This is a genomic window from Pelagimonas sp. KU-00592-HH (assembly GCF_040369695.1).
In the GTDB taxonomy this organism is placed as follows: domain Bacteria; phylum Pseudomonadota; class Alphaproteobacteria; order Rhodobacterales; family Rhodobacteraceae; genus Shimia.
Genome location: NZ_BAABWM010000001.1, coordinates 289,659 through 311,540 on the forward strand (window position 1 = coordinate 289,659; position 21,882 = coordinate 311,540).

At 58.5% G+C, this 21,882-nt stretch carries 23 protein-coding genes and 1 tRNA gene; 11 read left to right on the forward strand and 13 right to left on the reverse strand.

The window, feature by feature from the left end:
* The first annotated feature begins 10 nt into the window (after positions 1-10).
* The 3 genes from ABWV42_RS01550 (at position 11) to ABWV42_RS01560 (ending at position 1,774) form a co-directional block, all read left to right on the forward strand.
* The gene (locus ABWV42_RS01550) at positions 11-280 is read left to right on the forward strand and encodes a hypothetical protein (protein ID WP_353338609.1); all 270 of its coding nucleotides are present in this window, start codon (positions 11-13) and stop codon (positions 278-280) included.
* Positions 281-313: 33 nt separating this feature from the next.
* Positions 314-559 carry a hypothetical protein gene (locus ABWV42_RS01555; protein WP_353338610.1) on the forward strand — a complete coding sequence of 82 codons (246 nt, stop codon included), beginning with the start codon at positions 314-316 and terminating at the stop codon, positions 557-559.
* A gap of 198 nt (positions 560-757) precedes the next feature.
* The gene (locus ABWV42_RS01560; RefSeq protein WP_353338611.1) at positions 758-1,774 is read left to right on the forward strand and encodes a tyrosine-type recombinase/integrase; all 1,017 of its coding nucleotides are present in this window, start codon (positions 758-760) and stop codon (positions 1,772-1,774) included.
* Between the two features lie 71 nt (positions 1,775-1,845).
* Here ABWV42_RS01560 and ABWV42_RS01565 read toward each other — a convergent pair whose 3' ends face one another.
* The 3 genes from ABWV42_RS01565 to ABWV42_RS01575 form a co-directional block, all read right to left on the reverse strand.
* Positions 1,846-2,115 (reverse strand): helix-turn-helix domain-containing protein, encoded by a 270-nt coding sequence (locus ABWV42_RS01565; RefSeq protein WP_353338612.1) that lies wholly within the window; start codon positions 2,113-2,115, stop codon positions 1,846-1,848.
* A gap of 62 nt (positions 2,116-2,177) precedes the next feature.
* Positions 2,178-2,573 carry a helix-turn-helix domain-containing protein gene (locus ABWV42_RS01570; RefSeq protein ID WP_353338613.1) on the reverse strand — a complete coding sequence of 132 codons (396 nt, stop codon included), beginning with the start codon at positions 2,571-2,573 and terminating at the stop codon, positions 2,178-2,180.
* 59 nt (positions 2,574-2,632) lie between these two features.
* A complete protein-coding gene (locus tag ABWV42_RS01575; RefSeq protein WP_353338614.1) occupies positions 2,633-3,163 on the reverse strand; it encodes a GNAT family N-acetyltransferase in 531 nt (176 codons plus the stop codon).
* Positions 3,164-3,365: 202 nt separating this feature from the next.
* On the opposite strand from ABWV42_RS01575, the gene ABWV42_RS01580 reads away from it, so the two are divergent.
* Positions 3,366-3,839 (forward strand): MarR family winged helix-turn-helix transcriptional regulator, encoded by a 474-nt coding sequence (locus ABWV42_RS01580; protein ID WP_353338615.1) that lies wholly within the window; start codon positions 3,366-3,368, stop codon positions 3,837-3,839.
* A gap of 12 nt (positions 3,840-3,851) precedes the next feature.
* On the opposite strand, the gene ABWV42_RS01585 is transcribed toward ABWV42_RS01580, so the two are convergent.
* The 5 genes from ABWV42_RS01585 to ABWV42_RS01605 form a co-directional block, all read right to left on the reverse strand.
* Positions 3,852-4,073 carry a hypothetical protein gene (locus ABWV42_RS01585; RefSeq protein ID WP_353338616.1) on the reverse strand — a complete coding sequence of 74 codons (222 nt, stop codon included), beginning with the start codon at positions 4,071-4,073 and terminating at the stop codon, positions 3,852-3,854.
* The gene (locus tag ABWV42_RS01590) at positions 4,051-4,359 is read right to left on the reverse strand and encodes a DUF982 domain-containing protein (RefSeq protein WP_353338617.1); all 309 of its coding nucleotides are present in this window, start codon (positions 4,357-4,359) and stop codon (positions 4,051-4,053) included. The genes ABWV42_RS01585 and ABWV42_RS01590 overlap by 23 nt, the downstream gene beginning before the upstream one ends.
* A gap of 155 nt (positions 4,360-4,514) precedes the next feature.
* Positions 4,515-4,721, reverse strand: a complete 207-nt coding sequence (locus tag ABWV42_RS01595) for a cold-shock protein (RefSeq protein WP_353338618.1) — start codon at positions 4,719-4,721, stop codon at positions 4,515-4,517.
* Between the two features lie 406 nt (positions 4,722-5,127).
* Positions 5,128-5,212 (reverse strand) — tRNA-Leu (locus ABWV42_RS01600).
* Between the two features lie 237 nt (positions 5,213-5,449).
* Positions 5,450-7,120 (reverse strand): NAD(P)H-hydrate dehydratase, encoded by a 1,671-nt coding sequence (locus ABWV42_RS01605; protein ID WP_353338619.1) that lies wholly within the window; start codon positions 7,118-7,120, stop codon positions 5,450-5,452.
* Positions 7,121-7,293: 173 nt separating this feature from the next.
* Here ABWV42_RS01605 and ABWV42_RS01610 point away from each other — a divergent pair, with 173 nt between their 5' ends.
* Together ABWV42_RS01610 and glnA are read left to right on the forward strand one after the other, a co-directional pair.
* Entirely contained in the window at positions 7,294-7,632 is a 339-nt protein-coding gene (locus tag ABWV42_RS01610; RefSeq protein WP_353338620.1) for a P-II family nitrogen regulator, read from the forward strand.
* Positions 7,633-7,670: 38 nt separating this feature from the next.
* Positions 7,671-9,077 carry a type I glutamate--ammonia ligase gene (glnA, locus tag ABWV42_RS01615; RefSeq protein ID WP_255109818.1) on the forward strand — a complete coding sequence of 469 codons (1,407 nt, stop codon included), beginning with the start codon at positions 7,671-7,673 and terminating at the stop codon, positions 9,075-9,077.
* Between the two features lie 157 nt (positions 9,078-9,234).
* Here the strand turns inward: glnA and ABWV42_RS01620 are convergent, their stop codons facing one another.
* Entirely contained in the window at positions 9,235-10,065 is an 831-nt protein-coding gene (locus ABWV42_RS01620) for a hypothetical protein (RefSeq protein WP_353338621.1), read from the reverse strand.
* 157 nt (positions 10,066-10,222) lie between these two features.
* Here ABWV42_RS01620 and ABWV42_RS01625 point away from each other — a divergent pair, with 157 nt between their 5' ends.
* Positions 10,223-10,708, forward strand: coding sequence for a flavodoxin family protein (locus tag ABWV42_RS01625; protein WP_353338622.1), 486 nt, complete (start codon positions 10,223-10,225; stop codon positions 10,706-10,708).
* A 48-nt stretch (positions 10,709-10,756) separates the two neighbouring features.
* On the opposite strand, the gene ABWV42_RS01630 is transcribed toward ABWV42_RS01625, so the two are convergent.
* The 3 genes from ABWV42_RS01630 to ABWV42_RS01640 form a co-directional block, all read right to left on the reverse strand.
* A complete protein-coding gene (locus ABWV42_RS01630; RefSeq protein WP_353338623.1) occupies positions 10,757-12,355 on the reverse strand; it encodes a tetratricopeptide repeat-containing sulfotransferase family protein in 1,599 nt (532 codons plus the stop codon).
* 94 nt (positions 12,356-12,449) lie between these two features.
* Positions 12,450-13,655: a class I SAM-dependent methyltransferase gene (locus tag ABWV42_RS01635; protein WP_353338624.1), complete on the reverse strand. Its 1,206-nt coding sequence runs from the start codon at positions 13,653-13,655 to the stop codon at positions 12,450-12,452.
* Positions 13,656-13,725: 70 nt separating this feature from the next.
* Positions 13,726-14,475 carry a heme-dependent oxidative N-demethylase family protein gene (locus ABWV42_RS01640; RefSeq protein ID WP_353338625.1) on the reverse strand — a complete coding sequence of 250 codons (750 nt, stop codon included), beginning with the start codon at positions 14,473-14,475 and terminating at the stop codon, positions 13,726-13,728.
* A gap of 127 nt (positions 14,476-14,602) precedes the next feature.
* On the opposite strand from ABWV42_RS01640, the gene dddP reads away from it, so the two are divergent.
* The 4 genes from dddP to ABWV42_RS01660 all read left to right on the forward strand — a co-directional run bounded on the left by dddP (position 14,603) and on the right by ABWV42_RS01660 (position 21,285).
* Complete coding sequence (gene dddP, locus ABWV42_RS01645) at positions 14,603-15,946, forward strand: dimethylsulfonioproprionate lyase DddP (RefSeq protein ID WP_255109806.1); 1,344 nt, start codon at positions 14,603-14,605, stop codon at positions 15,944-15,946.
* A gap of 371 nt (positions 15,947-16,317) precedes the next feature.
* Positions 16,318-17,529: a bifunctional alpha/beta hydrolase/OsmC family protein gene (locus tag ABWV42_RS01650; RefSeq protein ID WP_353338626.1), complete on the forward strand. Its 1,212-nt coding sequence runs from the start codon at positions 16,318-16,320 to the stop codon at positions 17,527-17,529.
* A 145-nt stretch (positions 17,530-17,674) separates the two neighbouring features.
* Complete coding sequence (locus tag ABWV42_RS01655) at positions 17,675-19,351, forward strand: calcium-binding protein (RefSeq protein ID WP_353338627.1); 1,677 nt, start codon at positions 17,675-17,677, stop codon at positions 19,349-19,351.
* A gap of 161 nt (positions 19,352-19,512) precedes the next feature.
* The gene (locus ABWV42_RS01660; protein WP_353338628.1) at positions 19,513-21,285 is read left to right on the forward strand and encodes a calcium-binding protein; all 1,773 of its coding nucleotides are present in this window, start codon (positions 19,513-19,515) and stop codon (positions 21,283-21,285) included.
* Here ABWV42_RS01660 and ABWV42_RS01665 read toward each other — a convergent pair.
* Entirely contained in the window at positions 21,277-21,807 is a 531-nt protein-coding gene (locus ABWV42_RS01665) for an NUDIX hydrolase (RefSeq protein WP_353338629.1), read from the reverse strand. The two genes, ABWV42_RS01660 and ABWV42_RS01665, sit on opposite strands and share 9 nt — an antisense overlap.
* Between the last annotated feature and the right edge of the window lie 75 nt (positions 21,808-21,882).

The window sequence follows — 21,882 nt, forward strand, 5'->3', positions numbered from 1 at the left end:
GGAAGAGACCATGAGCAAAACAGTTAAAGAACACATCGACAACAGCAACCAAGTTCAAGCGATCATCAACGACGCGAACAAGTTGGTTGAAAAGCTCCAAAGGGAATTGGCCATTGCGCGTGAAACACTGGACGCCCTCGAAAAGTACCAGCACCCCGAACTGTCGATGACGCTTCCTAACCACATCCGGAGTGGCCACCGCGACGACCCACTCCCCCCCAAGAAAACCATCCAGATTCAAATCGAACGCATCAACGCCCTCCTCGGCGACCGCGCGTAACCCACCGGGAAGGACGGGGCGGCGGGCTGGGAATTGGCCGCCGCCCAGATGAAAGCCCCCCTTATGAAACTAGACAACCTCACGCCCACTCAACTTCGCAACCTCGCAAATGAAGCGAAGGCCAAGGCAGAAGCAATCGAACAATCGTTCGAGACCGAGCGTCACGCGCTGGACGGCTGCAAACTGGTCGCCGGGTTCATCTACAATCTTTGCGCCACTTGTGGGCGTGAAGAGAACGATATGAAAGAATGCCCGCATCAAGGGAGGATCGAAACCTAAAATGGGACAAGTGGCTCCGATCTTCGCTAGCGAAAGAACATCTGCGCGGCTTCTGGACATGAAGCCTGCGGACTTTCGACGCTTGGTAGATTGCGGCGCACTTCCAAAGCCCGTTTCAATAGGCGGCGAGTTTGAACGCTGGAGTGTCAAAGAGCTCGAGGCGATCAAATCGGGAGCAGCTATGGAGACCAGTTTCGAATGGTAAGAAAACAGAACAAACCTTTCACGGTTCCCGTTGTGAGAAATGGAAAGACCTATTGGTATTTTAGAAGAGGCGGGAAATACGTTCGTTTGCCGGGTGATCCCGACAGCCAGGAATTCGACGCAGCATATTGGGAACTTAGGAGTGGCAAAGCTCGTACAGTGAAGACTACCTTTGAGGCGCTGATCCAAAGCTACTACCAAACTCCGCGCTTCAAGAAACTCAAACCAAGCACCAAGGCAGAGTATCGCCGGACACTGGAGTTGATCCGTGCAAAAAACGGGAGCAAGGACTTCACTAAGTTACGCCGCCGTGACGTGATAGCTGCTCGTGATGCACATGCCGACAAGTGGCGAAAGGCGAACGCCATGGTGGAGCAACTATCGATACTGGCAGGACATGCGATCGAGCTGGAATGGATAGCCACGAACCCCGCCTCGGGCGTTGAGAAGCTGACAGGTGGAGAGTACGAACCTTGGCCCGAGGAGAAACTCCAGGCATTCGAGCGATTTTGCACATCAAACGACCTGAAAACGGAACTGTTGGCTTTTTACCTATGCACTGGAACCGGGCAACGGATCGGTGACGTTGTGAAGATGGAATGGAGCGACTTTGATGGGGAGTATATGCAGGTTACCCAGGAAAAAACGGGTTCGCGCATTTGGATCTACTGCCCCAAGCGCCTCCGTGACTTCCTGTCTTCAACCCCGAAGCGTGGCAAGCATCTTCTCGCAAAGAACCTTACTCAACCCGTTAGCAAGCGGCGTGTTCAGGAAATGGTTATGAGAGTGCGCAAAGAAATCGACGCGGTCGACTATGTCATCCACGGATGGCGTTATACGGCCGCAGTAGAATTGGCAGAAGCAGGATGCTCGGACAGTGAGATCCAAGCGGTCACAGGCCACAAAACCCTCAAGATGGTCCAGAAGTACCGATCACAAGCCAGACAGAAGGTCATGTCGAAAAGCGCACAGTCTCGCCGCGACTCGAACTCATCTAAGAACAAAGCATAAAACAGCACAAAGTGTGAATCTGCTTACGAACAACAAACCAACACGGCACGCAGGATCAATCAAAAACTGACTTACAGGGCTTTCAACAAGTCCAATACCTGCTTTGGCTGCGCATCGAGGAGCGCCAAAAGTTTGAGAGCGGGGCCGCCCGGGCGACGGCTGCCCGCCTCCCAGTTACGGTATCCGAACTCGCTCATGCCGATCAGCTCGGCCATTTCTGCAACGCTGAGCCCCAATTTTTCCCGAACAAGCCTTGGCAGGATTTCCAGCTCCTTTGGAGTGGTTCCATTTTCACCTTCGGGATGATTTTCCGTGGCGGGCTGAAATTCGGGATTGGTCATGGTTCCTGCTCTTTCGTTTTTTGTGGTGAACTGACGGGCACAATTGAATAGTGGCCCGTTGTTTAGAGAACCCTCCGCAGCCGCTTTTCGAGCGCGCCGAGCTGACGCACAGATTGTGAGAGTTCTGCCTTCAACTTGCGAATGTCATTCAGAGCTGCAGAGAGATCCGTGCCGAGCTCTTGGGTTTCGGCTGGCTCAGCCACGCCCTCACCTTCGCCGCTGAGAAGCCATGTCAACGAGACACCGAGAACGCCCGACATCATTTGGGCCTTGTTTGCGCGCGGCTCGGTCCTGTCGTCCTCCCAGCCCTGGACGGTCTTTAGCTTGACACCCAACTGCCGGGCCAAGTCCTTTTGTGTCATTCCCGTAGCTTCGCGCGCCGCGACAACCCGGTCCCCCAAGGTGGCAGCTTCTTCGGCGTAGTAAGCGGTATCATTGTCAATCGTCATAAAAGTCATTTTGCTTTCGTTTCAGGTAACTTGTGATTGTACTTGGTGTTTTGACGCGCGATCGGGGCTCAGGCGGCGCTTACAGCTTCACCTGCAAGTCGAATGGTGACTTGGTTGTCATTTTCGTGCCGACGATGTGGTTGCAGCGCTTGAGTGAAAAACAGTGCGATTTCCATCCGGCTGCGCTGCCAGCGCGCAAAGCGGCGAAACAGGGCCCAAGTTACTTCATCATCTGAACTTATCGTGGTTTCTACCCGGCCAACTTCCGCACAGACCTCGCGGCGCATCAATTGCCCCAACATCAGAGACCCAAGCCCTTTGTTGACCTCGTTTTCGTGGATCACCACTTGCAGGATGTTCAGGGTTTCGGGGGCGAAGGGCGGAATATAGGCCAAAACGGCGCCGACAACTTCGCCGTCCACTTCGGCTACGATCGAAGTGTGCATGAATTGCTCAAAGTCCGAGAGTTCCCCAAGCAGCTCTCCAAAGACCTGTTTGCGGCCATCTTTCGTCAGCATTGCAACACGCTCTCCGTCTTCAGGCTGAGGTGCGCGCAATGTCGGAATTGGCTGTTCAAACAACTCAAGTGAATGTTTCATACTCTCTCCTAAACTTTGATTAACTAACTATCACGTCAGATCAAAAAATTCAATTCACTAAGCAAAAAGCCGCAGCAAGTGAGTGTTATGGTGCAAAACAGGCATGTTTCGCTTAATTTATCGAAATTCTTACAACCTAAACAGCTTGAGATTCCGATGCAAAGTTGACAATCTCGCTCCACCCTCGACTTTGGAGCCTCATATGGATCGTATCGACAGCAGCCTGGTTGCATTGCGGCAAATTCTTCGAGCGACGGAAATCGCGGGGCGCGAACTGGCGCAACAGGCCGGACTGACATCGGTACAATTCCGGGCACTTCAGATGGTTGCGGAAACGGGTCAAACCACTGCAAAAGCCATTGCGACCCGGATGCACGTAAGCCAGGCAACCGTAACCGCATTGGTCGACAGGCTGGTCGCCCGCGAATGTGTTGTCCGTGAAAAGTCACTGGAAGATCGGCGCCAGACCAATATCGTCATGACTGAATTCGGGTGGCAGACCATCGAAAATGCCCCCGATCCTCTTCAGCAACGGTTTGTTCGGCGCTTCAAGGACCTCGAAGACTGGGAGCAAGCCATGCTTGTTGCATCGCTGGAACGGGTAGCGTCGATGCTGGATGCCGAAGACCTGCCGGCAGGTGCTGTACTGACAACAGGGGAGCTGAGCAAGTCATGACGCTCTGCCTTGCTAGGTTTTCCCACGTATCGCTTGTGAACTTGCTTCGGATTCACTTTGGGAGCCATCGGCCTCTTTCTCGAGCCGCTCATTGCGAAGGCGAGCTGTTTTGAGTTCTCGCTCTTCAGCTTCGTCTTTGACTATTTGCCGCGAAATACGTGTTGACCGGTCGATAACCGATTCCGCCGGCGCGCTTTCAACGTTGGGTAACTTATCTTTTTCGAGTTCTGCCATCTCTAGAGGTCCTTTCAGGGTGGCAATCAAACGGTACCAGTAAGTTACCTGGATTAGTTCCAGCGATTTCTTCGCTAGGATGAAATCCTGCTGTTTTAGCCGCAGCGAGAAAAGCTTTGCGGGCAGCTCCCACCGTTACCAAACAGTTCATCGCAGCATCGGCGTAGTCGATCGCAATATCACGTTTTCTGTCTGCGACTGGCCACTTTTTCCGAAGCCAATAAATGACTTGCTCGATCGTGCTGAATTTTTGTGTTTCACCTTTCGATGAAACAACGAGTGTCATGGGGTTTCCCCAATTTATTTCTATCAATGTTTCTTTCCTTCTATGTTGTGTTTAGCATCTCCGCATCTCCGCATCTCAGAGGTTCACAATCAAATCCATGAAAAAACGGGGCCAAGCCGTAAGCTGCCCCCGCTTCGTTTTTTCTATTCGCAGGCTTACGCCAAAACGATATTGGCCGCAGATTCGCGGCCATCCCGGCCACTTTCAATGTCGAAAGTCACAGCTTGACCGTCGTCTAGCTGTTGAATGCCCGAGCGTTCGAGTGCTGAAATATGCACGAATACGTCCTTCGCCCCCTGTTCAGGTGCGATAAAGCCGAAGCCCTTTTGGGAATTGAACCATTTCACGGTGCCATTGGCCATCGTGTTGTCTCCTAAATTATTTGCCATCCGCAAAATGCGACAGCCCGGCTCAGTGTCGTCGTAAGATCAACTGAGGCCGCAAGGATACAGGAGGTCGAAAGAGGAAGCTTTGCGTGTCTGACTTAGTGTGCCGCGCATTAGATATCAAGAGGGGCCGATATTGCTGCGTTCAGTATGTGACATGACATTACGGGACAAAAGAGCCTCGCGATGGTTCAAAATCACAGATCACAAGCCAGACCGAAGGCGATGACGAAAAGCACGCTATCCCGCCGCGACTCGAGCCCACCCAAGAACAGAACATAAACAGCACAAAGCGTGAAAGTGTGAAACTTTTTGTGAAACACGAAGCGAAACAGCGCGCTCCCCAAGCAAATAAACTCAATTTTTCCGTTTATTTTCAAAGTGGTGCGGGTGGAGGGACTTGAACCCCCACGCCTCGCGGCGCCAGAACCTAAATCTGGTGCGTCTACCAATTTCGCCACACCCGCACGGTCCGCGCGTCTTAGCAAAGCTCTCCAGCGGAAGCGAGAGGAAAAATGCCTTTGTCCCCACAAACCTGTTCCGAATGGGGGGCGGCGCGTTTCAATCCAACGGAGAATCCAAGATGCCCTCGTGAAAACAACTGATATATCTGTGCCTTCCGCCAACAAGTTAAGCCCCCGACAAACTCAAGGGATCAGTCGCTGCGCGATGAAACCGGCTTATGGCCAGCCAGCCACGAAAGGCTAAAGCCCGAGATCGCGGAACACCTGTGGCAGCATTTCGGGCAGGTCCTCGGCAATTAGGCCGGGACCAAACGTCCGCGCACACTCCACGTGCAGCCAGGCCCCGGTCTCAGCAGCCTCCATGGGCGAAAACCCTCGCGCCAGAAGGCCGGTGATGAACCCGGCTAGCACATCCCCCGACCCCGCCGTCGCCAACCAAGGCGCTGCCCGCTCATAGGCCGCCGAATGCACCGAACACCGCCCCTCCGGCGCGGCAATCACCGTATCCGGTCCCTTGAACAACACGGTACACCCGGCTCGCGCCGCCGCCTCGCGTGTTGCATCCACCTTGGAATAGGCCGGCCCCTTAGTCGGCACCTCCTCCAGCCGGGCATGAAGATCCGGAAACAGCCGCTGGAACTCCCCCCCGTGCGGCGTCAGCACACAATTCTCATGCAGCATCCCGAACAACGCATCCGGCGCACCGGCAAAAGCGCTCAAGGCATCCGCATCCAGAACCACAGCCCGCCGCGCGTTAGCCCCAGCGCCAAGCGCCACCGGCACGAACTCCCGCACCCGCTCCAACCCTAACCCCGGCCCGAGACACAGCGCATTCAGCCGCCCGTCCTCCAGGGTCTTCGCCAAGGCACCGGCATCGCCAATCTCACACATCATCAACGCCGTGATCTGCGCCGCCACCTCTGCCTGCGCATCATGCGGCACTCCCAGCGTGACCAGCCCTACCCCAACCCGCAACGCCCCCCGCGCCGCAAGACGAGCAGCACCGGACTTTCCCGCACCGCCAGACAGGATCAGGGCGTGGCCATGGGAAAACTTGTGCGCCCCCGCCTTGGCAAGCAAGGCATTAGAACCATCAACCAAGGTGACAATGTCGCCCGGCGGCACCGCCGGGCAGCCCCCGTCCGCCCCCACCCGCGGACGGGTCCAGCCCTCGAGACCGATGTCTGCAACAACGGTTTTTCCACAGCTAGCAGGTCCATCTGCCAGTCGATGGCCGAGTTTTTCTCGGTGAAATGAAACTGTCAGATCAGAAGGAGCAGCAATGCCGCCTTGATCCGGACTTTCGTTCAGAATCTGACGTCCACTGTCAGAGCAAAGCCCAGACGGAACATCCACGGAAACCAGTTTATAGTCCGACCCCAAAGCCGGCTCTGGCGACAAAGCAACAAGTGGCAACTCGACAGATCGCGTCAGACCAGTTCCGAAAAGCGCATCAACGACAAGAGCCCCCCCCTTACTGATACTCTCGTCTTCGAAGGTCTGTGTGCAAAATGATCTCACACTGCCCATCTCCAACCACCGCTCATAATTCACCCGCGCATCCGGCGGCAGCTTCCCGGCGTCCCCGTACAGGAACACCTCCACCTCCCAACCACGCTCTTTCAACAACCGCGCCACCACGAACCCGTCGCCGCCATTGTTGCCCGGCCCGCACAGAACCACCGCTCGCCGCTTCTTCTTGGCCTCAATACCCCGGGGGGAACGAGGCCCGTCATGGGCCTCGTGGGGGGCAGCGCCCCCCTCTTCCGCCAACGCCGGCCATTCCTCGAAAATCGCCTCCACAACCCCGCGTCCGGCCCGTTCCATCAACTCCAGGCCCATCACCTCGCCCGACTCGATTGCCGCTTTTTCGATGGCGCGCATTTGTGCAGCTGTCAGTATTTCGGTCACTTCTCGATCTTTCGCGATTCAATTCGGCGCAAATTTCGCGCATTCCGCCTATTTTTTAATCACAGGAAATGGAATTCCCCGCCCTTCGGCCCTCGCGTCATCTTAGCCAATTGTGACCGCCTGATGAAAGTGGTCTGTCAGTTTCCAACAACTCAGGCGAGGAGAATCCCGAGATGAAAAAGATCGAAGCGATCATCAAGCCGTTCAAGCTCGATGAGGTCAAGGAAGCGCTGCAAGACTCCGGCATCCAGGGCCTAAGCGTCATCGAGGTTAAGGGCTTTGGTCGCCAGAAAGGCCATACCGAGCTTTACCGCGGCGCCGAATATGTCGTGGATTTCCTGCCCAAGGTCAAAATCGAGGTTGTTCTCGATGATGATCAGGTCGACGCCGCGATTGAAGCCATCGTGGACGCGGCCAAGACCGACAAGATCGGCGACGGCAAGATTTTCGTAAGCCCCGTCGAACAAGCCATCCGCATCCGTACCGGTGAATCCGGTTCGGACGCCCTTTAATCCACCCTGAATTCCATTCAATCAGAAGGACCATGAGAATGAGCGCAGACGCAGTTCTCCAGCTGATCAAAGACGAAGATGCGGCCTATGTCGACATCCGTTTCACCGACGTGCGCGGCAAGCTCCAGCACGTAACCGTTGACGTTGACCTGGTCGACGAAGACTTCCTCGAAGAAGGCTTCATGTTCGACGGTTCGTCGATCGCCGGCTGGAAGTCGATCGAAAACTCGGACATGAAACTGATCCCCGACACCACCTCGGCCTACGTGGATCCCTTCTACGCGGAAAAAACCGTTGCCATCCACTGCTCGATCGTCGAGCCGGACACCGGCGAAGCCTACGGTCGTGACCCGCGCGGCACCGCTCAGAAAGCCGAAGCATACCTGAAATCCTCGGGCATCGGTGACGTGGCCTACATGGGTCCCGAAGCGGAATTCTTCCTGTTCGACGACGTGCGTTTCTCGAACACCATCAACAAGGTATCCTACGAAGTTGATGCGGTTGACGGTTCGTGGAACACCGACACCGAATACGAAATGGGCAACTCGGGCCACCGTCCGGGCCTCAAGGGCGGCTACTTCCCCGTGAACCCGATCGACGATGCACAAGACATCCGTTCGGAAATGCTCTCGACCATGAAGCGTCTGGGCATGAAAGTTGACAAGCACCACCACGAGGTTGCCTCCTGTCAGCACGAACTGGGCCTGATCTTTGACAGCCTGACCAAACAGGCCGACGAACTTCAGAAGTACAAGTACATCATCCACAACGTGGCCGCCTCCTACGGCAAGACCGCAACCTTCATGCCCAAGCCGATCTACGGCGACAACGGCACCGGTATGCACGTCAACATGTCGATCTGGAAAGATGGCAAGCCGCTGTTCGCTGGCGACAAATACGCTGACCTGTCGCAGGAAGCCCTGTACTTCATCGGCGGCATCCTGAAGCACGCGAAAACCCTGAACGCCTTCACCAACCCTGCAACCAACTCCTACAAACGTCTGGTTCCGGGTTTCGAAGCACCTGTTCTGCGCGCCTACTCGGCACGTAACCGTTCGGGTTGTGTCCGTATTCCGTGGACTGAATCGCCGAAAGCCAAGCGCGTTGAAGCCCGCTTCCCCGATCCGGCCGCGAACCCCTACCTGGCATTCGCAGCCCTGATCATGGCTGGCCTCGACGGCATCACCAACAAAATCGATCCCGGCGAAGCCATGGACAAGAACCTCTACGATCTTCCGGCAGAAGAGCTGGCAGGCATCCCGACCGTCTGTGGTTCGCTGCGTGAAGCTCTGGAAGCCCTGGAATCGGATCACGACTTCCTGCTCGCAGGCGACGTGTTCACCAAGGACCAGATCGAAGGCTACATCGAACTCAAGATGGAAGAGGTCACCCTCTACGAAACGACCCCCCACCCGGTCGAGTTCGGCATGTACTACAGCTGCTAATCAAAGCAGGGACAGTGAAAAGAAAGGGCGCCTCTCGGGGCGCCCTTTTTTTTCGAATAGTCCCTAAAGAAGACGGTTACACAACGGGCTACACAGCCGGTTTAGCTAAGATTTGATTTTCTAGTTCAACTACGGATAGCGTCGCTTCCTTCACCCTTCAGCGTTCTCCCGCCACGTCTGCGAGCGCGGCTTTCAATACTTGAAAGCATAATTTTGCAGTGTGCTGGTCTGGAGTAAACCCAGAAACTAACTGCTGATAAGGGTGGATGTAATTCCGAAAGTCACGAAGACCATGGCCAAATTTTTTCACATCAGGTTTGAGCAGCCCGATCTCGCAAGATACGTCAATGAACTGTGCGAGACTCCACTCATGAAACTTCTTTACGGTACCTGAATTGTCTTTCGGACTAGCCCTACTATCGTTAAACAGCGCCGGTTGATTTTGAGCGGCACCAAGGAGCACAGCTTCTAATACGCTTCCGCAAAGGAGAATAACTGAGAGGTTTGCCCCTACCCTCAAAGCCACCTGCGCTTCTTCCAAACGTTTTTGGACAATAGGCACAATTTGCACGTCGATGGGAAGCCTGCTGATGTTTGGGGGCGAAAATTCAACATCAAGAAAAAGGTTCTCCGTTGCCTGGCCATTGGGCTTGGTGGAATTGCCAAGTAGGCGGTCAACCGCAGCACGCCCTTTTTCAAGTATCGGCATGTCAACTTCGGCACCACTTAGTTCGCAATTTGCAACGTAAGAGTCGAGCATCTCGGCAAGCACCTTGCCGACGGTGGCATCGGGTTCAAGATCCCAAAAAGCCCTCATTTTCTTAGCCTTGGAAGTGCCATAGACTTGGTATTCGGGCCCATGAATGTCGATGCTATACTTATTAAAGAAAGCACCATATGTCACGTCGGAGTAGTCAAGCACGTAGCCGCTGCCCATTTGAAGCAAGCGTTCTAAGTAACGTTTTTCGATGTCGGTAAGACTGCTCATCTTCCACTGTTTTAAATGAAATTGACTAAACATCAATTTCAAAGACTGGAGGCTGCCAAACTCAAACGAGCTGCTGCCAAAGCTGGCAGCTCCCCCACACAACGCGCAACTACTCACAGCCCCTTCCCCTCCCCGCTCCGGCTGCTATCCTGCGGCCATGCCCGAACTTCTCATCGTTTACCATTCCCGCACCGGCGGCAGCCGTCAGATGGCCGAGGCGGCCTATGGCGCGGCCAAGGCAGAGATCACCACAACCCTGATCCAGGCCGATCAGGCCGGCCCCGAGCACCTTCTTGCGGCAGATGGCTATATCTTCTGCGCGCCAGAGAACCTTGCCGCGATTTCGGGCGTGATGAAGGATTTCTTCGACCGCGCCTACTATCCCGTTCTGGGCAGGATCGAAGGCCGCCCCTATGCCCAGATGGTCTGCGCCGGCTCCGACGGGGAAAACGCCGTCCGCCAGATCGCCCGCATCGCAACCGGATGGCGGCTCAAACCCGTGCAGGAGCCGATCATTGTCGGCACCAACGCCCAGTCGCCCGAGGCCATTCTGGCCCCGAAAACCCTTTCCGTAGAAAAGCTTGCGCCCTGTAGCGACCTTGGCGCAGCCATGGCAATGGGCCTCGCGATGGGCGTGTTCTAGCGCGGCAGGCGCATGTGCGCCCGCCCAGGCAGGCGCAGCCCTTACGCCTTAAACCAGCCCCGCCGTCTCAAGCGCCTGTCGCATCGGCGCCAACTCGGCCTCATAGGCCCGCCAGCCCGCATCACTGCCGGTATAGATCGGCCTGCGCACCTGTTCGGCACTCGCCGTCAACACCTGCCCGCGCGCCTTTTCCGGCGCGAGCCATGCCTCGGACCAGTCAAGGCCAACCCCTTCGGCCAAAGCCCGCGTCGCCACCTCCGGTGCCTCCACCAGATCGGCATAACTCACGTCGACAATCCGCCCCGGACAGACCGCGCGCCAATGCGCCATCCACTCGCGGTGCAGCACCATGAAACGCCCGATATCGGCCACGTCATAGGCAAACCCGTTGCCTGCGCCAACAAAGTCATGCCGGTACAGCGACCAGGCCACCGCCATCGGATCACGCGCCAGATGCACCACGCGGGCTTCCGGCAGGGCCGCGCAGATATAGCCGATCCAGCGAAAGTTCAGCGGCATCTTGTCTACCAGCACCGGGCTGCCATCCGAATAGGCCGCCAGCCCCTCAAGCAGCTCTTCCCGCAACGCCTCAAGGTCGGCGCGTTTCAACACCCGCTTGTCGCGCCCCATCACCCGGCGCAACAACCGCCCGACCACGTTCTGCACCACCGGCAGCTCGCCACAGGTCTGCACCCCGTCGCCCTGTCCCAGCATCCGCTCGACCAGCGAGGTGCCGGTACGCGGCAGGCCGGTCACAAAGATCGGCCGCAGCCCCGGCTTGCCCGTAGCCTCGCCCACCGGCGCCTCGAACAGGATCTTGCTTACCGCATAGGGCCGCGCGTCGCTCTGGAAATCATAGCCCAGCGCCTGTTTCTTCAGCGCATTGCCCTTTTGCAAATGGGCAAAGGCCTCGGCCCGTTCCCCCATGTCATCCAGCGCCTTGAACAGGGCAAAATGCAGGGCCGCGCTTTCGGGCGCATCCGCCCCCTTGGCCGCCAGCGCCGCCCGCATCTGGGTCACATGGTCCTCACCGCCCACATAAGTGGTCACCTGTGAAAGATTGGCGTGCAACAAAGGCTCGTTCGGCTGCAATTCCAGCGCCTTACGGTAATATCCTGAAGCCGCATCCTTATCCCCGCGCGCCCGCGCAAGAATGCCAAGGTTGGTATAGGTCTGCGCGTCCGTCGCCGGGTTTCCAAGCGCCGCTTTGAAACAGGCCTGCGCCTCGTCCCCGCGCCCCATTTCCCGCAGCGCCCGCCCCTTGCAGTTCAGCGCGTCCGCCTGATCCGGCAGCGCCGCCAGAACCCGCTCCGCCGCCATCAGCGCCGCCGGTGCCTTTCGCATCTCCAGCTGACAGGCCGCCAGCGCCAGCCAGACCTCCGACATCTCCGGAGCCAGCGCCACCGCCGCTTGCAAAAGCCGCTCCGCCTCGGCCCAGTCCGCCTTGCCCTGCGCCTCCTGAGCGGCCCGCAAAACCTGCGGCAGGGCCGATGGTTTCAGCGCCGCCATCCCCTGCTGCGCCCGCTTGTTCTTGGGAAACCGCGCAATCACGCTCTGGAACGCCTCGACAGCGCTCACCAGATCCCCCGCCTTCGCCGCCTGTTTGGCACGGGCAATTGTCTTGTCGGCTGACTCTTTCACCGCCATCGGGGAACCCCTTTGCTGCTCGCGGGCGGGCAAAGCCGCCACCTTGTCACAACCCTAAAGTGTCACAAGGCCCCGTCAACGCGGAAAACCCGCCTCAGACATAGAGCTTGGAATAGTTCAGCTCGTTCCACGGCTCGAGCGCATCATGCACCCTGCGCCATTGTCCCCGAAACACGAACTCGTCCAGCCCCACACGCTCGCGCAAGACACCCAGCGGTGTGCGCCCGTCGATCAGTGCCAAGAGCGGCGCACACTCACGCGGGATTTTCCACTCATAGCTCTCGGTCTGGAAATCCATCAAGATCTTGCCCTTGCGCTCGATCATCTTGGCAAGCTGCGGCCCCGCGCCGCTTTTCAGATGCGGCACCAGCCAGGGATCGGTCGGATCAATCGCCTTGAGGTCCTCGCGCCCCTTATGCACCGCGTAAACGATATGGGTCTTGATGGTCCCGCGAAGTTTTTCGGCCGCCGCCATCCGGTCGATCTCGCTCAATCCCTCCGGAACGTCCATCCCCGCAGGCAACAGGTCATCCAGCTGGTAAAGCGCCCTTGGCAGGAACCCCGCCGATTGCAGCCCCGCCCTGTCCAGCGCCCCCGCCAGTTCCGACACCGTATAAGGCCGGTCCTGCGAGTGCAGCAGCAGGTCGTAAAACCCCGCATCGCTTTTCTTGTGGTCCACCAGCACCGGATTGGTCTTGAACGGATGCGCCTTGGGCAGGTTCCTGAGCGTCGCCTTGCCAAAGGCCAGCCGCTCTTTCGCGCTCATCCCCTGCGACAGGGCATTGAACCCCTCCTGCAACGGGTAAACGCCGTTCCGCCCATAGGGCGCATAGACCATAAGCCCCATGCCCCCCTGCGGGGCCAGCGCCTCGGACAGTGCCTTGAAGCCCTTGTCGGGCTCCGGCAAGTGGTGCAGCACGCCACAACAGTCGATATAGTCAAACATCCCGTACTCCGGCGCATCCAGCAGGCTTCCGGTGTGGAAGGTGACATTCTGCAACCGCCGCTCGGCAATCCGCGCCTCGGCAATCTCGCGGGCGGTCACGGACAGATCGACATAGGTGATCTCATAAGGCCGTTTGGCACTGGTCAACACCTGCGCCAACTGCACCAGCGCATCGCCCGTACCGCCCCCGGCCACCAGAATGCGGATCGGCTCGCGCCAGTTGCGTTTGCCGCCGAACAGGTAATGGTCCATCTCCACCGGAAACGACGGCGAGCCCTGGATCAGTCGCTTACGCTCGTCCTTGGGGTTCCGCGCCGGATAGGGATAGGTATCGTATTGTTCTTCAATGCTCATATGCGCCGCCATTTTTTCCGGACAATCGCAGAAATCCCGTCAAGGTCCAAGACCCCTTACCGACACCCCCTCAGGCCCCGGCAACATCCTCGCGCTTTAGGACAAAGGTATGGATCGAAAACACCACTGCCCCGCTCTCGGGCAGGCGCAGGATGCTCTGCTTCTCGCTGCGCAGATACGGCCCATCCCCGGATCCGGCCCCGATCCGACGCGGCTCAAAGGCCGATCTCGGCTGAAACAGCTCCGGATCATGGTACCAAAGCGCATTGAACCGCCAGAGCGGCCGATCCGCCCGGACGCCATCAAACAGGCGCTGCACCCGCTTTGCGATATTGTCGGTATAATCCGCCACCGGTTCGTGGATACCCACCAAGGGGCGCATGTACTTCTCCGCCAGCATCCAGCTTGCCGGAAAACACAGGACCGCCCCGACCAGCACATGCTCGTCGCCACGCTTGTCCAGCAGGCAAAGGTCCTCCTGCACCAACCGCGCCGCCGTCACCAAAGGCGACGCCCGGTCCAGAACAACCTGCCGCCCGTCGGGGCAAGTCACCACGTCCCCCTCCCGCACATAGTCATCCCGCGCCAGAACCTGCGCCACGATCTTGTCGAGCAACTCGCACGCCGCCTCAAAGCCGCTCTCGTCCAGCGCATAGACCGCGTCGCGCTGCCCCTCCAGCAAGGCCTCCCGCCGCGCCATCTGCCCGCCATAGGCCTCGTCCACGATCAGCCAATCGGCCCAATCCAGCGGTGAAATCCCCGGCAACGGCACCTCGGCCAGCGGATCATAGGGAATGGTCTTCTGTAAAATCTCGCTCATGCCACATGCTTAGGCCACCCTGCCGTGCTCTGCATTCAAAAAAGACCATATGGAGGTCGGTTTCAGGCAGGACCGATCTGATTCCCCTCTGCACACTCATGCCCAGACTTCAGGGAGGCCAGCCACCATGCGCGACTATCACCGCGACATCCGCAAGATCGACCCCAACCGCGGCGACCGCACGGGGGACAACACACCCAATGATCAGGACCGTGTCGAAATCGGCCCGACCCAGCTGGCCTTTTCGGAATGGGCCGCCGCAGGCCTGCAACTGCCCGACCTTCAGGCCATGCGCAAATATCGCTGGGAACGCCTGACGCAGCATATCGTCGACCGTGGCTACGGCGGCCTTTTGATGTTCGATCCGCTCAACATCCGCTACGCCACCGACTCGACTAACATGCAGCTCTGGAACACCCACAACCCGTTCCGCGCGCTTCTTCTGTGCGCCGACGGCTACATGGTGATCTGGGACTACAAACAGTCGCCTTTCCTCAGCGAATTCAACCCCCTTGTCCGCGAACAGCGCGCCGGCGCCGATCTCTTCTACTTTGATCGCGGCGACAAGGTCGACGTGGCCGCCGATGTCTTCTCCAACGAAGTGCGCAAGCTCATGGAAGAACACGCCCCGGGCAACAAGCGCCTCGCGGTCGACAAGATCATGATCCACGGCCTGCGCGCCCTCGAGGCACAGGGCTTCGAGATCATGGAAGGCGAGGAAGTCACCGAAAAATCCCGCTCGATCAAGGGCCCCGACGAAATCCTTGCCATGCGCTGTGCCCATCACGCCTGCGAAACCGCCGTGGCCGAGATGGAACGCGCCGCCCGTGCGGGCGTGCCCGGTGGCAACATGAGCGAGGATGACATCTGGGCCGTCCTTCACGCCGAAAACATCCGCCGTGGCGGCGAATGGATCGAAACCCGCCTGCTCGCCTCCGGCCCGCGTACCAACCCATGGTTTCAGGAATGCGGCCCACGCATCGTGCAGAACAACGAAATGGTCAGCTTCGACACCGACCTTGTCGGCTCTTACGGCATCTGCGTCGACATTTCGCGCAGCTGGTGGATCGGCGATCAGCCCCCCCGCCCTGACATGGTCTATGCCATGCAGCACGGTCACGAGCACATCATGCAGAACATGGAGCTGCTCAAACCCGGCGTGAACATGCAGGACATCTCCCGCGCCTGCCACAAGCTCGACGATCAGTTCCAGGCCCAGAAATACGGCTGCATGATGCACGGCGTCGGCCTTTGCGACGAATGGCCCCTCATCGCCTATCCGGACGCTCTGGTCGAAGGCGCCTTCGACTACGAACTCGAACCCGGCATGGTGCTCTGCGTCGAAGCCCTAGTCAGCCCGGAAAACGGCGACTTCTCGATCAAGCTGGAAGATCAGGTGCTGATCACCGAGGACGGCTACGAGAACCTGACCAGCTATCCCTTCGATGCCCGCCTGATGGGCCAGGCCTAACCCCTTACCTCCCCGTTGGGCATCATCCAGCCCAGCCACTCTGCCCCGGTGTTCCGCACCGGGGCTTTTTCTTGGCCGATACAAACCACTCAATGCGCGGCCCCGAATTTTGGAAATCATAACAAAGGGCTGCGCCTGCCTGGGTTGGCGCAAATGCGCCTGCCGAGGGGCAGGCAGGCGCAGCCCGGCGGTGCCGCCGGGCACCTACCGACCCGTTTCGAAAACCACGTCTGCTCCGGCATCATCTGACACCCAAACGCACCGCCCTGTGTAACACCCGGTCACCATCCCGTGACCCTGCCCTTCAATACCTTGGTTACAGGCGGCTTTACGCTCAGATTGGAAGCAACACACGACGTCAAGGACATCCCATGCCCACCGAACGCATCACATTCTCAGGCCACAACGGCGATACCCTCTCTGCACGCCTTGATCTGCCCAAGGGTCCGCTGCTGGCCACCGCGCTGTTTGCCCATTGCTTCACCTGTTCCAAGGACATTCCCGCCGCCCGTCGCATCGCAGCACGCCTGTCCAGCATGGGCATCGCCGTCCTGCGCTTTGATTTCACCGGCCTCGGCCACTCCGAGGGCGAGTTCGCCAACACGACCTTCTCCTCCAACGTCGACGACCTACACGCCGCCGCCAGCTACCTCGCCGGCCGCAACATGGCCCCCTCGCTGCTGATCGGCCACTCGCTGGGTGGGGCCGCCGTCCTGCGCGCCGCCGGTGACATGCCCTCGGTCAAGGCCGTCACCACCATCGGAGCGCCCTTTGAACCCGGCCACGTGACCCACAACTTCGGCGGTGCCCTCTCGGAAATCGCATCCACCGGACAAGCCGAGGTCTGCCTTGGCGGACGCCCCTTCACCATCCGCAAGGAATTTGTCGAAGACGTCGCCGCCGCCAACCTCTCCACCGCCATCGGGAACCTGAAACGCGCCCTCCTCGTGCTGCACGCCCCCAAGGACGATGTGGTCGGCATCGAAAACGCCGCCGAGATCTTCGGCGCGGCCAAGCACCCCAAGAGCTTCGTTACCTTGGATGACGCCGACCATCTGGTCTCCACCCCGGAAGACGCCGAATACGCCGCCGAGGTCATCTCGGCCTGGGCCGGTCGCTACCTCGACCTGCGCCCCCCGGCACCGGCCCCTGCCACCCCCGAAGGCATCGTGCATGTCTCCGAGGCCGACACCGCGGGCTTCCTTCAGGACATCAACGCCGGCCCCTTCCACCATGCCCTCGCCGATGAACCGCTTGCCTATGGTGGCACCAACAAGGGCATGTCGCCCTATGGCTTCCTGTCGGCGGGTCTTGGCGCCTGCACCTCGATGACCATCCGCATGTACGCCCGCCGCAAGGGCTGGCCGCTCGAACATGTCAGCGTCGACATCAGCCACAACAAGGTCCACGCCCAGGACGCCGACAACCGCACCGGCGACAAGATCGACAGCTTCCGCCGCGTGATCCACCTCGCCGGAGATCTCGACGACGCCCAGCGCCAGAAGCTCCTTGAGATCGCCGACAAATGCCCGGTCCACCGCACCCTCGAGCGCAGCAGCCACGTGGAAACCGAACTGGCCTGACACATCGGCAACACCTGCCCATGCAAGGGGCGCGTGGCATTGGATTTCCGGCCCGCCCCTTGCTAGGCTGTTTTCACAAAGGCGCACCGAATTTCCGCGCCACCGCAATTATCACCCAATGGCCTGGTTTAAGGGATTTGATGTCATGGCAATCATCCGGGGAACCGACAACGACGACCGCCTGATCGGCGGATCAGGCAACGACATCCTTTATGGCCTCAACGGCAATGATCGCCTGTCGGTCAGCTTCGGAAACAACACTCTTCTCGGCGGCGCTGGTGACGATCAACTTAACGCCATCGGGTCGGGCAAGCTGGTCGGGGGGCTGGGCGATGACAACATCATCGCGGGCGGTGGCAGCTTCCTCACCCTGGGTGGCGCAGGAAATGACACAATCTATGCGTCAAACACCGGAGACACCATCTACGGCGGTGCGGGCGCAGATCAAATCATAGACACGCGCGGCAACTCCACGATCCACGGCGGTGCAGGCAACGACACCTTTGAAATCACCGGCAATCACCTTGGCACAAGCACCTCGGTCTTCACCGGCGGCGCGGGCTTTGACACGCTTATCCTGAGTGGTCGCACCCCAAGTTCGAAACTCATTCTCAACCAGGCCACCTCCGTCGAAGCCCTTCTGGGGCTAAGCCTCAGCGGCACCGAGATTGACGATCATTTCGAACTCGGCGGCATCACTTCGATGGATGCGCAAACCGTCTATGTCCGTGGCATAGGCGAAAACCGCTCAGTCTATCTCAACATCAACACCGGCCTCGGCAACGATATCGTCGGCGGATCCTCCTTTGCCGAATACATCGACGGCGACAGCGGCGACGATCTCATCCGCGGCCGTGGCGGCGACGACATCCTTGTGTCGCGTTTCGGGGCCGACACCCTGTTCGGCGGCACGGGCGACGACTTGATCTACTTTGACCGCAACGGCGGCTCTATCGAACTCTACGGCGGTCAGGGCACCGACTGGGCCGCCGGGGAAACCGCCGCGGGCGGCATTATCCTCGACGACACCGCCTCGATCGAATTTCTCAGGTTCACCGGCGGCAATTTCGACGGCTCTCAAGGCGACGACCTCTTTGATCTCAGCGGTGTCACCCGTGTCGTTATCAACACCGATGAAAACCCCAACGGCGCCTTCATGCTCATGAGCGGCAACGACACCTTCATCGGCTCCAAAGGCCGCGACGTTGTCTATGACAGCAGCGGAGACGATTTCCTCAAGGGCAACAAGGGCAACGACTGGCTCGCCGCATCCTCCGGCCACGACACCCTCTTTGGCAACGAAGGCAATGACCTCCTAACCTCCTTCGGGCGTGGCTCGGCCCGCATCTACGGCGGCACCGGCAAAGACACCCTCGGAGGAGGCAGTGGCAATGACCGCCTCCTCGGCAACAAGGGCGACGATGATCTCTCTGGCAATGACGGCGATGACTTTCTCTCCGGTGGCGGCGGCATCGACTCGCTGGAAGGCGGCAAGGGCAATGACACCCTCCTAGGTGGCAGCCACGCCGACGTGTTGATCGGCGGTATCGGAAATGACCTCCTGAACGGCGGCGCAGGCCCCGATCTCTTCCTGTTCGAAGGCCCCTTCGGCCACGACACGATCACCGGTTTCAACCCCGACCGCGACGCCGAGATCATCCAGATCAGCAATATCCTGACCTTTCCGCCGGTCACCGATATCGCCAACCACATGACCCAGGTTGGCGATGACGTGGTGATTGCATTCGACTCGTTCATCTCCCTGACGATCGAGGATGTCACCCTATCTGAGGTCTCGGACCAGATTTTCCTGATCACCTAGCCTGCAAATCCGGCGCTGGCTGACGCGACGAGAAACGCAACCCAAGCGTGCATTTCTCACTAGTATATCCACATCAAACTGATTACATCTAATTTCCAGAACATGAGCTGCGGCAGCTCAAGAAATCCTTTTGATACAGACAATTTGAGGACGAAAAAACAATGGCAACCATCCGTGGCAGCAATGCAGACGACAGGCTTTCGGGAACAGGCGGCGGCGATCTCATTCTGGGCCTGAAAGGCGACGACTCGCTGACCTCCTACAACGGGGACACGCTGGTTGGCGGCGCGGGTAATGACAATCTCTCAGCGAACGTGTCGGGAAAACTCGTGGGTGGCACCGGCAATGACTACCTCTATATCAGCAGCGGGACCTATGAACTGCTGGGCGGCGAAGGCAATGACACCCTGAACGTCTACGACGGAACTGGATCTATCTTCGGCGGCGCGGGCCAAGATGAGATTTGGGTCCAAAATGGTGCCAGCGTGATCTCGGGAGGGGACGGCAACGACTCCTTCAAGCTGTGGAGTTCCGGGAATGTGGTCGATGGTGGCGAAGGCAATGACACGATCATCTCCACCTCTGGCGCATCCACACTGTCGGGCGGCGCAGGTGATGACCTTTTCGAACTCAGCGATTTCACAACGGGAACAGCTGCCCCCATGTCGATTTCCGGCGGTGACGGCTTTGATACCATCAAATTCACCGGACCGTGGGGCGCATCTGACCTCGTCATCGACAAAGCCGCCTCAATCGAAGCGCTCTTGGGCAATGATATTCATGTCGGCCTTTCCGGCTCTCATATCGATATCAAGGGCATTTCCCACATGGATGCCGAAACAACCTATGACTGGTACTTCGAGGAAACAAAAGAAGTTCACCTGCAAGTAGGACTTTCCGGCGTTGAAAGCTTCTTCGGGGGATCATCCTTCAAAGAAATCGTCCATTGCAACGGATTCAAAAATCTCGTTCGTACCCGCGGTGGGAATGACACAATTCTAGGCGTCGGCAGCAATGATACGGTTTTCGGTGGCGCGGGAGATGACCTCATCACCGTTCATCGTTTCAGCTCTCAGATGGAGCTGTTTGGTGGCACCGGCAACGACACCGTGGTGGGCAATCAAACCGACGGCAGGCTTGTTTTAAACAAGAAGTCGTCCATCGAGTTCTTCGACATTTCAAGCGGATTTTTTGATACGGAACAAGATGACTACGTAAACCTGAGCGGCGTGACACGTGTGCTCAGAGACGTTCAAAAAAGCTCCAAGTTCGGTTTTGGTCTTGGAGACGACACCTTCATTGGATCGCAAGGGCGAGACGTTGTTGATGACTATTACGGCAACAACCTTCTGAAAGGCGGTGCAGGAAACGATATTATCACCGTCAGTAACGGCCAGAACCGGGTCTATGGCGAAAAGGGCAACGACAACCTTTCGGCCACTTACACGGGTACCGCCCTCCTGAACGGTGGCAAGGGCAACGACACCTTAACCGGTGGCGACGGTGCCGACAGCCTCTACGGCCAGAATGGCAACGATCACATCGCGGGTGGCGGTGGCAATGATATCCTGCTGGGCGCTCAGGGTCAGGACACCCTCGCAGGCGACGCAGGCAATGACACGCTGAAAGCGGGCCTTGGGGCTGACCAATTGAAGGGCGGCGCGGGCGACGACCTGCTAACTGGCAACGGCGGCGGCGACATCTTTGTTTTCGAAGCAGGATTCGGTCATGACACGATCACCGATTTCGATAGCTCCATCAACGGCGAGGTGATCGACTTCACCGCAATCTCCGGCAGCTACGGCATCACCGACATCACATCCCACATGAACCAGTCGGGAACCAATGTCCTCATCACCCTCGACGCAAGCAATACCCTGACCTTGCTGAACACCACACTCGCCGAGATCGACACCAGCGACGTCCTACTCTAGGAACGCCGCTGCCTCTTCCACAACCAGAACCGATCGCGCTTCCGTATACTGCCGCAACTGCGCGATCGGCACCCAGGCCAGATCGTGGGATTCGTCCGACACCGCGATCTCTCCTGCCTCGGCCACCGTCAGGAACCGCACGTCGTAATGCAGATGCGCCGGGTCGTCTCCCCGCGCCGGAATCTCGTGGATGTCGACGTCGAACACCCTGTCACTCAAAACCCTGATCCGCGAAAGCCCGCTCTCCTCATAGGCTTCCTTCAGCGCCACGAAAGCCGCATCCGCGATCCCGTCGCAATGCCCGCCTAGCTGCAACCAGCGATCCAGCTTGCGATGATGGGTCAACAGCACCGATTGCCGGTCCGGCGACAGCACAAAGGCCGACCCCGTCACGTGGCTTGTGGCGGGGTTGCGCCCGAAAGCCTGCGGTTCGCCCGCCACGAAAGCCTCAAGCCGCGCCCATTCTGCCGCCCCACGCAAATCCCGCGGCGCGAAATGACCAACTCCAGTGATGAAACCCATTGCACTCTCCCTGCGCCCTTTGCCCTGAATACGCGGATTCTTTCAAAACTGACAATCACCGACATTGACATCCTG

Bases quoted from the DNA above. Each gene is read 5' to 3' on its own strand.
- ABWV42_RS01660 (WP_353338628.1), top strand. From the start codon at position 19,513: ATGGCAACCATCCGTGGCAGCAATGCAGACGACAGGCTTTCGGGAACA.
- ABWV42_RS01590 (WP_353338617.1), bottom strand. From the start codon at position 4,359: ATGACACTCGTTGTTTCATCGAAAGGTGAAACACAAAAATTCAGCACG.
- ABWV42_RS01610 (WP_353338620.1), top strand. From the start codon at position 7,294: ATGAAAAAGATCGAAGCGATCATCAAGCCGTTCAAGCTCGATGAGGTC.
- ABWV42_RS01655 (WP_353338627.1), top strand. From the start codon at position 17,675: ATGGCAATCATCCGGGGAACCGACAACGACGACCGCCTGATCGGCGGA.
- ABWV42_RS01620 (WP_353338621.1), bottom strand. From the start codon at position 10,065: ATGAGCAGTCTTACCGACATCGAAAAACGTTACTTAGAACGCTTGCTT.
- ABWV42_RS01570 (WP_353338613.1), bottom strand. From the start codon at position 2,573: ATGACTTTTATGACGATTGACAATGATACCGCTTACTACGCCGAAGAA.
- glnA (WP_255109818.1), top strand. From the start codon at position 7,671: ATGAGCGCAGACGCAGTTCTCCAGCTGATCAAAGACGAAGATGCGGCC.
- ABWV42_RS01595 (WP_353338618.1), bottom strand. From the start codon at position 4,721: ATGGCCAATGGCACCGTGAAATGGTTCAATTCCCAAAAGGGCTTCGGC.
- ABWV42_RS01585 (WP_353338616.1), bottom strand. From the start codon at position 4,073: ATGGCAGAACTCGAAAAAGATAAGTTACCCAACGTTGAAAGCGCGCCG.
- dddP (WP_255109806.1), top strand. From the start codon at position 14,603: ATGCGCGACTATCACCGCGACATCCGCAAGATCGACCCCAACCGCGGC.
- ABWV42_RS01650 (WP_353338626.1), top strand. From the start codon at position 16,318: ATGCCCACCGAACGCATCACATTCTCAGGCCACAACGGCGATACCCTC.
- ABWV42_RS01665 (WP_353338629.1), bottom strand. From the start codon at position 21,807: ATGGGTTTCATCACTGGAGTTGGTCATTTCGCGCCGCGGGATTTGCGT.
- ABWV42_RS01580 (WP_353338615.1), top strand. From the start codon at position 3,366: ATGGATCGTATCGACAGCAGCCTGGTTGCATTGCGGCAAATTCTTCGA.
- ABWV42_RS01560 (WP_353338611.1), top strand. From the start codon at position 758: ATGGTAAGAAAACAGAACAAACCTTTCACGGTTCCCGTTGTGAGAAAT.
- ABWV42_RS01550 (WP_353338609.1), top strand. From the start codon at position 11: ATGAGCAAAACAGTTAAAGAACACATCGACAACAGCAACCAAGTTCAA.
- ABWV42_RS01630 (WP_353338623.1), bottom strand. From the start codon at position 12,355: ATGGCGGTGAAAGAGTCAGCCGACAAGACAATTGCCCGTGCCAAACAG.
- ABWV42_RS01625 (WP_353338622.1), top strand. From the start codon at position 10,223: ATGCCCGAACTTCTCATCGTTTACCATTCCCGCACCGGCGGCAGCCGT.
- ABWV42_RS01635 (WP_353338624.1), bottom strand. From the start codon at position 13,655: ATGAGCATTGAAGAACAATACGATACCTATCCCTATCCGGCGCGGAAC.
- ABWV42_RS01575 (WP_353338614.1), bottom strand. From the start codon at position 3,163: ATGAAACATTCACTTGAGTTGTTTGAACAGCCAATTCCGACATTGCGC.
- ABWV42_RS01640 (WP_353338625.1), bottom strand. From the start codon at position 14,475: ATGAGCGAGATTTTACAGAAGACCATTCCCTATGATCCGCTGGCCGAG.
- ABWV42_RS01565 (WP_353338612.1), bottom strand. From the start codon at position 2,115: ATGACCAATCCCGAATTTCAGCCCGCCACGGAAAATCATCCCGAAGGT.